The sequence below is a fragment of the Allosphingosinicella sp. genome (assembly GCF_059502505.1).
This window is the reverse complement of the sequence record NZ_JCACEU010000014.1, coordinates 459,129-471,339: the sequence shown is the minus strand read 5'-3', so window position 1 is coordinate 471,339 and position 12,211 is coordinate 459,129. Positions and strand designations below refer to the sequence as shown.

Genomic DNA, 12,211 nt, shown 5'->3' with positions numbered 1-12,211 from the left:
GTCAGGTGCATCGGCCGGGGTGGGCGAGTCAAAGCCAGGTGAGTACAATCATGTCCCAGCACGATTTCTATATTGCTCGCGCTGCGGAAGCCCGCGCCGAAGCGGCCGCGGCCTCCCTCGACAATGTCCGGCAGCGCTGCCTCCGCTCCGAGGCAGCATGGAGCGAAATGGCCGCCCGCGCCGCCCGCACCGAACGCATGCGCGCCCGCAGCGAAGCCGAAAAGGCCGCCGTTCTCGTCGGATAGACGCTCATTGCGGGTTCACCTCCCCGCCGGCTAATGGGCGCCATGCAGATCACCCGCAGAAGCTTCGTCGCCGGCGCGGCCGCGCTCTCGTCCCAGCCCGCATGGTGCGCGCAGGCGGAAGGCCGCGTGCTGACACCCGAGATGTTCGGCGCCAAGGGCGACGGCGTCACCAACGACACCCGCGCTTTCGTCGAGCTTGCCCAGGTCATCCGCGCCAATCGCGGCGGGACAGTGGAACTGCGCAAAACGACCTATATTGTCGGCGAGCAGCTCCCGTCGCTGCGCGGTGAGGGGGGATGGTCCTATCCGCCGCGCGAGATCATGACCTTCAGCCGACTGACGCAACCGCTGGTCGTGCGCGGCAATGGCGCTCGCCTTCGATGCGCCGACGGCCTGCGCTACGGCACGTTCGATGCACGCTCAGGCCGCGCCACTAAGAATCCGATGCCCTTTCTGGGTGGCGAGCGGGCCTCCCCCTATACGGCAATGATCCGCGTTGAGAATTGCAGCGGTCCGATCGAGATCAGCGACATCGAACTCGACGGCAATGTCGAGCGGCTGCGCATCGGGGGGCAATTCGGCGACACCGGCTGGCAAATTCCCGCCTGGGGCCTAGCCCTGCTCAATAACAGCGGCAGCGAGACAGTGCGGAATGTATATACCCACCATCACGGACAGGATGGCATTTACATAGACGGGCTCCACGGGCCGGGATCGCAGCGTCGGCTGATCAGCAATGTCCGATCCGAATTTAATGGCAGACAGGGCTGCAGCATCGTCGGCGGACGCGGCTATGTGTTCGAGAATTGCAAGTTCAACCACACGGGACGTGCCAACGTGGCGAGCGCGCCGGGGGCAGGCGTCGACATCGAAGCCGAAGGCGGCAAAGTCAACCGCGACTTTTTATTCAACAATTGCGAATTTTCGGACAATTTCGGCTGCGGCATGGTCGCCGATAGCGGGGATAGCGAGGGTGCAACTTTCAATAACTGCACGTTCGTCGGCACGACCGCTTGGTCGGCCTGGCCTAGAAAGCCGCGCTTTCGCTTCAACAACTGCAATTTCATCGGTGCCATCGTTCAGGCCTATGGCGACCCAAATCCTGCGCGCGCGGCGCAATTCCACGGCTGCACCTTCCGTGACGATCCGCGCCTGTCACCGAACGGAAAAATCGCGCTGGGCGACAAGCCGACCGGCCCGATCGCCGATATGTCGGACACGCGCAACGTGCTGTTCAACCGCTGCAACTTCCTGCTCACCCACAATGCGGTGCTGCCCTGGTCGATCAACGTCATCTACCGCGATTGCCGGATGGAACAGCGGTCAAAGGGGCAGGCCTATCCCCGCGGGACGTTTCTCGGTCGCACTGTCATCAACGCCAATGTCGACCTCTACAATTCGAAGTTCGTTGGTGAAGTGATCCTCAACGGCCGCCGCATCGGCGCGTGAACTTTTCTTTCCTGCTTCGCGCGGAGAGTGGGTCCCGCTAAAGCCGCGGGATGGCGAGGCGGATCCTTCCTGTTATCCTCTCTGGCGGCGCCGGAACGCGCCTCTGGCCGCTGTCGCGAACGGGGCGACCCAAGCAGTTTATAGCGATCGATGGGGAGCGGACGATGCTCCAGCAGACGGCGCTGCGCACGGCGCACGCCGAGCGCTTCGCGGCGCCGATCGTGGTAGCGAGCGAAGACGATGCCGACGCGATCGAGGGGCAGCTCGGTGCGGTCGGTACACCGCCGGCCCTCCTCATCCTCGAGCCCGGTCGCCGGAACACCGGCCCCGCCATCGCCCTCGCCGCCCTCAGCGCGGCCCCCGACGACATCCTCCTCGTGATGCCGAGCGACCATGTCATCGTCGATGCCGACGCTTTTAGGGCCGCGGTCGAGGCCGCCCTTCCGTTCGCGCGCGACGACGACCTGCTGGTCACCTTCGGCATTGCGCCCGACCGGCCGGAGACCGGCTACGGCTATATCCGCCGGGGCGATCCGATCGGCGAAGGCGTCTTCAAAGTGGAGCGCTTCGTCGAGAAGCCGGGCATCGAGGCCGCGGCGGCGCTGCTTGCCGAGGGCGGCCACGACTGGAACGGCGGCATTTTCCTGTTCCGGGCCGAAGCCTATCTCGAAGCCTTGGAGGCGCTTGAGCCGGCCCTGCTCTCCGCCACACGCGCGGCTCTGGCCGCGCAGCGCGAGGACGGCATTCGCGTCTGGCCCGATGCGCGCAGCTTCGCCCGCGCCCCCGCCCTCTCGATCGACCGAGCGGTGATGGAGAGATGGGATCGGGTCGCGGTCGTGCCCGTCGAGATGGGCTGGTCGGACATCGGCAGCTGGGAGGCGCTGCACCAGCTCGGGCAGAAGGATGAAGCCGGCAACGTCCTCACCGGTGACGTGGTCGCGATCGACAGCCGCGACTGCCTGATCCGATCGGAGGGGCCGGTGATCGTCACTCTGGGCGCGGATAATCTCGTGGTGGTTGCCACTGAGCGGGCGGTGCTGATCGTTCCGCGCGGCGAGACCCAGCGCGTCAGCGAGGCGATCGAGGCGCTGCAGCGCCGCGAGCGCCCGGAGCCCTAACTCGGCATTAACCATCCTCGCCTAGACCGGCCACTCCTGGTTGAAAGGAGCGAGAGGCATGCTGGTCTTCTGCAAGATGGGCGCACATTCGGCCGCCGCGCGGCCTGTCTGGAACAATGGCTTCTATTTCAGCGCCTGCGCACGCTGCGGATGCGATCTGGTGCGAGGGGCACACGACAGTTGGCGCGCGGTCCCGAAAGGCTTCAAGGTCGTGTGGCGGCAGCGGCCGCCCGGCTATCCGGACTGGTCGCAAGGCACCCAGCCGGAGCAGGCCCCGCTGCGGCTGATCCCCCGTCCCGTGGCGATCAACGCGGAGCAGGCCGGCTTGTCGACGATGCTCGGGCGGAGCTGATCAGTCGCGGTAGGCGAGGCGGCCGGTGGGTTGCGCCCACTCGGCCGCGGTGCGGCGGTCCTCATCCGTGATGGTCACGGCGTGGAATCCCGGACGGCGATGCTCCTCTTCTTCCGCTGGAGCAGCCGTTGGATGCGACGGCCTGATCTGGGCGCACACGTCCTCGTCGCTGAGCGCGGTCTCGAACTGGATGGCGCATCGACGCCCCTCCGCCCAGGCGACGGTGGCGAATGCTTCGAGCATGCCGCGCTTCAGGATAACGTCGGTGCCTTCCGCAGGAAGGTTGAAGCCTTCGATCGTCGCCCCGGTCGGGGAGAGACTGCGCAGCTTCACCGCCAGCTCCCGCGTCGTCGTGATCAACGTCGCCAGAAGCAGCACGCGATATTCGCCTGGCCGCGATGCGCCTTCGTCCTCGCCGGCGGCCAGCCTCAGGCTCGCAGATCTGATCATTTCAACGTCCCCCACCCAATCCTTAATTCCGGACCGCGTAGTAGCCGCGTAACCCTACTATCGGATTAACCACAGGCGGAGAGCCCGGCCTCAGTCCTCCACGAAGGCCTTTAGCCTGCCGAGCGCCTCGTCCCACTGCGCAGAGATCTCCTCGAGAAAGGAGCATGCCGCCGCGATCGGCTGCGTCTGGAGCGCATAACGGCTCTCGCGGCCGGCCCGGCTGCTGCTGACGAGGCCGGCATTCTCCAGCACGTGCAGGTGCTTGGTGACCGCCTGGCGCGTGAGCCGTGTGTCGGCGGCCAGCCGGGAGATCGACAAGGTGTCGCCGCCGCTCAGCCGCATCAGCAGCGACAGCCGCGTCCGGTCGCCAAGCGCGGCGAAGACCGGAGCCGGATCGGCCCGCGCCTCAGCCCCCGACATAGGCCCTGACATTCTCCATCTGCTCCGCCCAGCCGCCCTCGTTGCTGCGGAAGGCGAGCCCGCGCCGGTCGGCGGGCAGCGAGTCGAAGCCGGACTCGACGGTGGTGAGGCGCGTGCCCTCGCCGCGGCGCTCGAGCCGGAACTCGACAAGGGTCCAGGGGTCGCCGGACGTATCCTCCTCGAGCCCGTGATAATAAGGCGGCCATTCGTAGGCGAAATAATGCGGCTCCTCCATTGCCACGATCCTTGCCTCCCAAGGGAGGTGCTCGAAGCCGGGATAGGTCATCTGGCCGGTCGAGCGCTCGCCGATGACGAACGGCTGGTCGAGCCTCACCTTGAACCACTCGCCGAACTGGACATGATCGGTGAGAGCGCGCCAGACGCGTTCTATGGGTGCGTTCAAATCTACATTCTTCTCGATTCGGTCGGACATAGTGCAACCTCCTGGTTGCATGTCTATCGCGACGGCCGAGCCGAATTGCAATCGATCAGTTGCGATCGAGAGGCAGCCAGATGGTTGAGGTGCGGGAAATCGGAACGAGCGGGCTGAAGACCCCGCGGCTGGTGCTGGGCGGCAACGTGTTCGGCTGGACCGTCGACGGGGAGGAGGCGTTCCGGATCCTCGACCGCTTCGTCGAGGCCGGCGGCACGATGATCGACACCGCCGACGTCTATTCCTCCTGGGTGCCTGGGCACCAGGGCGGAGAGTCCGAAGCGCTGATCGGCGAGTGGCTGAAGCGGCGGGGGCGGCGCGACGACGTGCTGATCGCGACCAAGGTTGGCTTCAGCGAGGGCCTGTCCGCGGCAGTCATCGAACGGGGCATCGACACGTCGCTGCGGCGGCTCGGCATCGATCATGTCGACCTCTACTACGGCCACAAGGACGATCCGGCGACGCCGTTCGAGGAGACGCTGAGCGCCTTCGATCGGCTCGTCGCAGCCGGCAAGGTGCGGGCGATCGGCGCCTCCCAGATTTCGCCCGAGCGGCTGGAGGAAGCGCTCGCGGTCAGCGCACGCGACGGCCTGATTCCCTATACGGTCCTCCAGACCTGGTACAACATGATGGAGCGTGCGCGTTTCGAAGACGGGCTCGCCGCCGTCGCGCAGCGACATGGCCTCGGCGTCCTCCCCTTCTACGGCCTCGCCAACGGCTTCCTCACCGGCAAGTATCGGAGTGAGGCCGATCTCGGGAAAAGCATCCGCGGCGACCGCGCAGTGCCCTATCTGAACGAACGCGGTTTCGCGGTACTGGCGGCGCTGGATGCGGTGGCGGCGGAGACGGGCGCGACGCCGGCGCAGGTCGCGCTCGCGTGGAATGCCGCCCAGCCTGCCATCACGGCCCCGATCGCCAGCGCGACCTCGCTCGCTCAGCTGGAGGAACTGATCGGCGCTATGGAACTGGAGCTCACCCGCGACCAGCTCAGCCGCCTCGATGCCGCCACCGGCTGAGCCGCTCAGCCCTTCCGCAGGACGCTCAAGGCAGCGGTGACCATTGCCTCGGTCGCGGTCCCGATCACCGCCTCCGCATCCGGCGCCCAGAATGGACTGTGCAGCGAGGGCAGCTTCAGCGGGTCCCCGGCCGCGGCCTGCCACTTGTCGGAAGGGACGCCGCCGACCCAGAAGAGCAGGCTTTCAATGTTGGGATCCTCGCGGTGGTAGCGGCTGAAATCCTCCCCCACCATTGGCGGCGGCACCTGGCGCACCCGGTCGGCACCGAAGCGGTCGCGGAAGCGGGCGACCACATTGCCGGTAAGCGTCTCGGTGTTGACCGTCGCCGGGGTGAACTCGCCGCGGCGGATCGTCACCACCGGCATCTTGTCGTCCGGCACTCCGGCCGCAATTGCCTCGCCGCGCGCGATGCGGGCGATGCCGTCGAGCAGCATCGACCGGGTCTTGTCGTTGTAGCTCCGGACGGTGAGCTGGAGCTTCGCCTCGTCCGAGATGATGTTGTGCTTGGTGCCGGACTGGAAGCTGCCGACCGTCACCACGGCGGCGTCCTGGGGGTCGAGCTCGCGGCTGACGAGCGTCTGAAGGGCGCCGACGATGCGCGCGCCGAGCACGATCGGATCCCTGGTCTGGTGCGGCACCGCGCCATGGCCACCGACGCCCCTCACCGTCACGTCGACGCTGTCCACATTGGCCATCGCCGGCCCGGGCGTGAAGCCGAGCGTGCCGGCAGGAAGCGAGGCGCTGTCGTGGAAGGCGATGGCGTGGGTCGGCTTGGGAAAGCGAGTGTAGAGCCCGTCCTCCAGCATCGCCTTGGCGCCCTCGCCGGTCTCTTCGCCCGGCTGCAGGATCATCACCAGAGTGCCGGACCATTGGTCCTTCATCGCCGAAAGGCGGCGCGCCGTGCCGATCCAGGCGGACATGTGCGTATCGTGACCGCAGGCGTGCATGACCCCGCTTTCGACGCCGGCCGAGCTCGCGGCGCGTGCCTTGCTCGCGAAGGGCAGGCCGGTCTGCTCCACCACGGGCAGCGCGTCCATGTCCGCCCGCAGCAGCAGGGTCGGGCCGGGGCCGTTCTTCATCACCGCGACGACGCCGGTCTTGCCGACGCCAGTAGTGACGTCGAAGCCGAGCTTCTTCGCCTCGGCCGCGAGCCTGGCGGAGCTCTTCACCTCCTGCATCGACAGCTCGGGATTGGCGTGAAGGTCGCGATAGAGCGTCAGCAGCGACGGCATGTCTTTCTGCACGGCGTCGCTGAGCGCGTCGGCATGAGCGGGTGTGGCAGCGGTCGCGGCGAGTGCGGCGGCGAGGATCAGCTTGTTCATGAGTTCCTCGGCGCGTTTGGGGCGACCGGCACCAGCTCGAGGATGTCGATCGTCGATTCGAAATGCGGATAGGGCAGGACCAGCCGCCAGCGATTCTCGCCGATCCGCTCGACGACGCCGGCCATGTCGCGCTCGCGGTCGCGGCCATATTGGAGGGCCCGTCGCTCGTCGCCGAGCTGGAGCGTGCCGAGGAAGACCATGCGCTGCTGGCCGGGAAACGGAAGGAACAGCCCGATGGGGCGTTGCGACCCGGTCATCTTGGCGAAGCTCATCAGCCCGCCTTCCTGGCGGATGCGGCAGGTGAAGGGCGGATAGGCGACGTAATCGAGCATGCCCTGCGACTTGGCGCCGATCTTGAGCACGCGGCAGCGATACTCGCCCTGCGGAGGATCGCGCCAGTCGATCGCGACGTCCGGCTGGAGCAAGGCGCCTTCGCGCGCGATCGCGCCGGCATTCCCCGAGCCCTGCGCCTTTCGCACGCCTTCCATCCAGGCGGTGCGCCAGTTCCTCAGCCGCTCGCGATCCTGGTTGGTGGCGATCGAGCGCCAGTCCGGCGGGGCGGATGCGGCCGTCCTCACGGATCCCTGTTCTGCCTTGGAAGCGCAGCCCGCGACGATGAGGGCGGCGCAGAGGGGAACCAACGCAAACTTCATCAAAGCTCCGATCGCTGCCCCCGCTCCATGCAGCTTACTGCGCAGTCCAGCCCCCGTCCATCGACAGGTTGGCGCCCGTGATCGCCGCGGCTTCGTCGCGGCAGAGGAAGAGGGCGAGCGCCGCCACCTGGTCGACCGTGACGAACTTCTTGGTCGGCTGCGCGGCGAGGAGCACGTCGTTCATGACCTGCTCACGGGTTAGCTTCCGCGCCTTCATCGTATCCGGGATCTGGTTCTCGACCAGCGTCGTCCAGACGTAGCCCGGGCTGATGCAGTTGACGGTGACGCCGCTCGTCGCCGTCTCCAGCGCCACGGCCTTAGTCAGGCCGGCAATACCGTGCTTCGCCGCCACATAGGGGGCCTTGTTCGGGCTGGCGACGAGGCTGTGCGCGGACGCGGTGTTGATGATCCGCCCCCACCCTTTCGCCTTCATCCCCGGCAGCGCCAGCCGGATGGTGTGGAAGGCCGCGGAGAGGTTGAGCGCGATCAAGAGGTCCCACCGGTCGACCGGGAACTGGTCGATCGGCGCGACATGCTGCATGCCGGCATTGTTGACGAGGATGTCGACCTCGCCCGCCTCCGCCATCATCTGCTCGATCGCGTCGGGCTTCGTCAGGTCGGCGCCGCTATGGCCGGCGTCCAGCTCGCTCTTCAGTCGCTCGATCTCGGCCGGGTCGCCGAAGCCGTTGAGGATCACCCTTGCGCCTTCGCCATGAAGCGCCCGTGCGACGGCAAGGCCGATGCCCGAGGTGGAGCCGGTGACGAGGGCGGTCTTTCCCTTGAGGAACATGGGGCTGGTGGTCTCCTGTGAAAGCCGCCGCCTTTTCGGGCGCGTCTCCGGTAAATGCAACCGCAGCGGCGTCCTGCGCATTGCACCGCTCAGTGGCTTTGGAAAGGACCGGCTGATGCGGCTCGGCGACGAAGAGAGAAGCGTCAATTTCGAGGACCGCACCGGCCGCGGCGGCATGGGTTTCGGCGGCGGCGGCGGGCTCGGCGGCGGCATGATGCCGATGCTGTTCGGCCTCGTGCTGAGCCGGTTCGGGATCGGCGGCGTGCTGATCCTGTTGCTCGGCTATTGCGCGCTGAGCACGTTCGGCGGCGGCGGCGGCGGCGGCACGATCGGCGGCACGCCCGCGCTTCAGACAGGCGCGCCGTCAGGGCAGTCGACGCTGGACCCGAACACCCGCGAGCTCCTCACCCGCGTCCTCGGCTCGACCGAGCGGCGCTGGACCGATCTCTTCGCCGCGCAAGGCCAGCGTTACCAGCCGACGACGATGGTCGCCTACTCCCGCACCGACCGCTCCGGCTGCGGCGCGGCGCAGGCGGCCATGGGCCCCTTCTACTGCCCGAGCGACCAGCGCATCTATATCGATCCCACGTTCTTCGACGAGCTCAGCACCCGCTTCGGGGCGCAAGGCGATTTCGCCCAGGCCTATGTCATCGCTCACGAGGTCGGCCACCACATCCAGAACCTCACAGGGGTTCTGGACCAGGCGCAGCAGGCGCAGTCGCGGGCGTCCGCGGCCGAGGGCAATGCGGTGCAGGTGCGGGTCGAGCTGCAGGCCGATTGCTATGCAGGCGTGTGGGCGGCGAACGATAAGAACCTGCTCGAGCCGGGCGACGTCGAGGAAGGCATGCGCGCCGCCGAGGCGATCGGCGACGACACCCTGCAGCGTCAGGCGCAGGGCCGGGTCGTGCCGGAAAGCTTCACCCACGGCACCAGCGCGCAGCGCATGGCCTGGCTGCGGCGCGGCCTGCAGACCGGCGACCCCGCCGCCTGCGACACGTTCAACCAGCCTATCTAGCTGTCGGCCCAGCGCCGCAGCAGGTTGTGATAGGAACCGGTGAGCGAGACCACGGCCGGGTCAGCGTCGCCGATGCGCTCCGCAAGCGAGCGGGTGGCGACGTCGAGGTCGAGCAGCAAAGTGCGCTGGCCGTCGTCGCGGACCATGGACTCGATCCAGAAGAATGAAGCGAGCCGCTCGCCGCGCGTGACCGGCTCTACGCGGTGGAGGCTGGTCGCCGGATAGAGGATCATGTCGCCCGCCGGCAGCTTCACGCGGTGAAGCCCGTACGTGTCCTCGACGGTCAGCTCGCCGCCTTCATAGTCCGCCGGATCGGACAGGAAGAGCGTGGCCGACAGGTCGGTGCGGATGCGGGAGCCGTCGGGCAGGAACCGGATCGCGTTGTCTACATGATTGCCGAACCCATGGCCCTCCGCCGCGCCGTAGCGGTTGAACATCGGCGGAAAGATCGTCTTCGGCAGAGCGGCGGAGACGAACAGCGCATTGCGGCCAAGGGTTCCGAGGATCGTCGCCCCGAGTTCCTTCGCCGCCGCGCTGCCCGGCTGAAGCTGCTGGTTGTTCTTGACCAGCGCCGACTGCGCACCGGCCGTTCCTTTGCCGTCGACCCACTCCGCCGCGCCGACCAGGCGGCGCGCATGCGTCACCTGTTCGGCGGTGAGGACGGAAGGGATCGTAATCAGCACAGGGTCGAGCGTTACATCCGGAACGCCAGCGTCGCTACCGCCGAGCGTCCGGGTCCCGGCACGAAATGGCCGCCGCCCACCTGATCGATGAAGCGCTCGTCGAAGATGTTGAAGACGTTGAGCCGAAGCGACGTGCTTGACGTGAACTCATAGGCGACAGTCGCGTCCGCCAGCCAGTAATCGTCGATCAGGCGGGTGTTGGCGACGTTGGTGAAACGCTCCCCGACATAGCGGACACCGCCGCCCAGCTCGAGGCCCATCGGGATCTTGTACGTCGTCCAGATCGTACCGCTATGGTCCGGCACGTTGCCGAGCCGGTTGCCGAGCTCGCCAGGAGTATTCGATTCCACCACCTCGCTGTCGAGGTAGGTGTAGGCGGCGATGAGCTGCCAGCGTTGAGTGATCCAGCCGGTCGCGCCGAGCTCGATGCCGTCCACACGCTGCTCGCCGTCGAGCACGATAGGAGCCTCGCCCGTCAGGCCCGGCGTCCGCGAGTTCGTCTTCTCGATCCGGAAGACGGCACCGTTGACCAGCAGCTTGCCGTTGAACGCGTCCCATTTGGCGCCGATCTCGAAAGTACGGCTGCGCTCCGGCTTCAGCGCATCGAGAGCGGCATTGGGCGCGACCTGCGTGAAGCCCTCGATCGACGGGTTCACCGACGTGCCGGCGCCGGCATAAAGGCTGACGTTGGGCACCGGCTTGTAGGTGATGCCGGCGCGCCAGGTGACGGTCTCGTCGACGCGGTCGAGGTCGGGCACGGGCGGCGTGGCGGGCGCGGGCCGATAGGCGCTTTCGTACCGCTCCCAACGGATGCCGCCGGAGAGCAGGAACTGGTCGCTGAAGTGGATCGTGTCGAACAGATAGGCGGCGAGCGTGTCCGCCTTCGCCCGCACGATCGCGCCGGGGGTATCGACGATCGTGCCGGTATAGGGGCGGGTCGGATCGGGATCATACAGATCGGTCGGCGTGCCGTTGGTGATCGTGCGCAGCTGGTTGCGGCTCTTTTCCTCGGATATCTCGAACCCGGCGATGAGGTCGTGCCGCACCTCGCCGGTTTTGAAGTCGGCGAAGAGATTGGTCTGGTTCAGCAGGATCTCGTCGACCGTGTCGCGCGACTGGGTCTGCGGGTTCACGAGAATGCTGTCGTTGCTGACGAAACGCGGCGAGGAATAGATAGAGTCACGAGTGGCGTGGCCGTAGCGCGTGGTGTTCGAGATGCGGATGCCTTCGCTCAGATCATGCTCGAGCGCGAAGGTGAGGATGTTCGTGCGCAGGTCCTCGCGGTCACGGGCGAGCAGCCCGTAATAATTGTCGAAGTCGACCGGCGCCGGCTGGTCCCTGAACTCAGCCAGGACGTTATGCGTCGTCGGGACGAAGGGGATGCCGTAATCGGGGACATTGTCCTGATCGAGCAGCATGTAGGTGACGATCGCGCGCGTCGAGCTGCCGAGGCCGACGGCGATTGCCGGTGCGAAGCCGATACGCTGGGTGTCGACGAAATCGCGGCCCGGAGAATCGACGTCGTGATAGAGCAGGTTGAGGCGCAGTGCGGTGCCGCCGCCGATGCCGAGGTCGTCGCCGCCGACGTTGAGGTCGGCGGTGGCGCGCCAATATTCGGGCGTGCCGACACCGACCGTGCCGCCGACGAAAGTGCCGAGCTGCGGCTGCTTGGTGAAGAGGTTGATGTAGCCGCCGGTCGAGCCGCGTCCGGTCTGGGCGGAGGACGGCCCCTTCACCACCTCGACCTGCTCGACGTTAAACGTGTCGCGCGTGTAGCTGGCGAAGTCGCGAATACCGTCGACAAAGATGTCGTTGCGCGCAGCGAAGCCGCGCAGGGTGAGGTTGTCGCCGGCTGGCCCGCCGCCGCCCTCGCCCGCGGCGAAGCTGATGCCGGAGACGTTGCGGAGCACGTCGCGAAGCGTTGTCGCCGCCTGCTGCTCGATCACTTCGCGCGGAATGACGCTCACCGACTGCGGGGTATCGCGCAGGTCGCCGAGGCGGGAGTTGAGGGTGTTGATGCGGAAGCGTTCACCGGTGACGACGATTCGCTCGCCCGGCGCCTGATCGTCGTCGGCAGCAGCTTCGGCCGTTGCCGCCCCGGCCGTGTCGGCCTTGGCTTCCTCTGCCAAGGCCGGATACCCCATCATAAGGGACGAGCCGCCGGCGAGGGCGAGCGCGGCCTTGCGGCAGGAATAGATGCCGGCCTGACGGCCGCCTTGATCGGACATGGTTTACCCCTAGTGCGCTATTGCGAAGCGTTCTCGA

The 12,211-nt window shown here is 67.0% G+C and carries 14 protein-coding genes; 6 read left to right on the top strand and 8 right to left on the bottom strand.

The features are described from left to right. Positions 1 to 50 precede the first annotated feature (50 nt). From AC5JBD_RS04585 to AC5JBD_RS04570, 4 genes are read left to right on the top strand one after another with little or no spacing between them, the layout of a single operon-like run. A complete protein-coding gene (locus tag AC5JBD_RS04585) occupies positions 51 to 245 on the top strand; it encodes a hypothetical protein (protein ID WP_495720574.1) in 195 nt (64 codons plus the stop codon). A gap of 42 nt (positions 246 to 287) precedes the next feature. Next, complete coding sequence (locus AC5JBD_RS04580) at positions 288 to 1,694, top strand: right-handed parallel beta-helix repeat-containing protein (RefSeq protein ID WP_495720573.1); 1,407 nt, start codon at positions 288 to 290, stop codon at positions 1,692 to 1,694. A 50-nt stretch (positions 1,695 to 1,744) separates the two neighbouring features. Further along, positions 1,745 to 2,812 carry a mannose-1-phosphate guanylyltransferase/mannose-6-phosphate isomerase gene (locus AC5JBD_RS04575; RefSeq protein WP_495720572.1) on the top strand — a complete coding sequence of 356 codons (1,068 nt, stop codon included), beginning with the start codon at positions 1,745 to 1,747 and terminating at the stop codon, positions 2,810 to 2,812. A gap of 58 nt (positions 2,813 to 2,870) precedes the next feature. Further along, a complete protein-coding gene (locus AC5JBD_RS04570; protein ID WP_495720571.1) occupies positions 2,871 to 3,164 on the top strand; it encodes a hypothetical protein in 294 nt (97 codons plus the stop codon). Here AC5JBD_RS04570 and AC5JBD_RS04565 read toward each other — a convergent pair whose 3' ends face one another. The 3 genes from AC5JBD_RS04565 to AC5JBD_RS04555 all read right to left on the bottom strand — a co-directional run bounded on the left by AC5JBD_RS04565 (position 3,165) and on the right by AC5JBD_RS04555 (position 4,467). Then, positions 3,165 to 3,614, bottom strand: coding sequence for a hypothetical protein (locus AC5JBD_RS04565; protein WP_495720570.1), 450 nt, complete (start codon positions 3,612 to 3,614; stop codon positions 3,165 to 3,167). 90 nt (positions 3,615 to 3,704) lie between these two features. Continuing rightward, entirely contained in the window at positions 3,705 to 4,034 is a 330-nt protein-coding gene (locus AC5JBD_RS04560; protein WP_495720569.1) for an ArsR/SmtB family transcription factor, read from the bottom strand. Further along, positions 4,021 to 4,467, bottom strand: a complete 447-nt coding sequence (locus AC5JBD_RS04555) for an SRPBCC family protein (protein WP_495720568.1) — start codon at positions 4,465 to 4,467, stop codon at positions 4,021 to 4,023. The genes AC5JBD_RS04560 and AC5JBD_RS04555 overlap by 14 nt, the downstream gene beginning before the upstream one ends. Positions 4,468 to 4,547: 80 nt before the next feature. Here AC5JBD_RS04555 and AC5JBD_RS04550 point away from each other — a divergent pair, with 80 nt between their 5' ends. Beyond that, entirely contained in the window at positions 4,548 to 5,483 is a 936-nt protein-coding gene (locus AC5JBD_RS04550; protein WP_495720567.1) for an aldo/keto reductase, read from the top strand. Between the two features lie 5 nt (positions 5,484 to 5,488). Here AC5JBD_RS04550 and AC5JBD_RS04545 read toward each other — a convergent pair whose 3' ends face one another. The 3 genes from AC5JBD_RS04545 to AC5JBD_RS04535 form a co-directional block, all read right to left on the bottom strand. Next, positions 5,489 to 6,805, bottom strand: a complete 1,317-nt coding sequence (locus AC5JBD_RS04545) for an amidohydrolase (RefSeq protein WP_495720566.1) — start codon at positions 6,803 to 6,805, stop codon at positions 5,489 to 5,491. Next, positions 6,802 to 7,383 (bottom strand): DUF4893 domain-containing protein, encoded by a 582-nt coding sequence (locus AC5JBD_RS04540; protein WP_495720565.1) that lies wholly within the window; start codon positions 7,381 to 7,383, stop codon positions 6,802 to 6,804. Before AC5JBD_RS04540 ends, AC5JBD_RS04545 begins: the two co-directional genes overlap by 4 nt. A gap of 109 nt (positions 7,384 to 7,492) precedes the next feature. Next, on the bottom strand, positions 7,493 to 8,248 hold the full coding sequence (locus tag AC5JBD_RS04535; RefSeq protein WP_495720564.1) for a 3-hydroxybutyrate dehydrogenase: 756 nt from the start codon (positions 8,246 to 8,248) through the stop codon (positions 7,493 to 7,495). 115 nt (positions 8,249 to 8,363) lie between these two features. Between AC5JBD_RS04535 and ypfJ the strand changes: the two genes are divergently transcribed. Further along, positions 8,364 to 9,263 (top strand): KPN_02809 family neutral zinc metallopeptidase, encoded by a 900-nt coding sequence (gene ypfJ / locus AC5JBD_RS04530; RefSeq protein ID WP_495720563.1) that lies wholly within the window; start codon positions 8,364 to 8,366, stop codon positions 9,261 to 9,263. Here ypfJ and AC5JBD_RS04525 read toward each other — a convergent pair. Both AC5JBD_RS04525 and AC5JBD_RS04520 read right to left on the bottom strand, forming a co-directional pair. Continuing rightward, positions 9,260 to 9,946, bottom strand: coding sequence for a Fe2+-dependent dioxygenase (locus AC5JBD_RS04525; RefSeq protein ID WP_495720562.1), 687 nt, complete (start codon positions 9,944 to 9,946; stop codon positions 9,260 to 9,262). The genes ypfJ and AC5JBD_RS04525 overlap by 4 nt on opposite strands. Positions 9,947 to 9,957: 11 nt before the next feature. Next, positions 9,958 to 12,174, bottom strand: coding sequence for a TonB-dependent receptor (locus AC5JBD_RS04520; protein ID WP_495720561.1), 2,217 nt, complete (start codon positions 12,172 to 12,174; stop codon positions 9,958 to 9,960). Between the last annotated feature and the right edge of the window lie 37 nt (positions 12,175 to 12,211).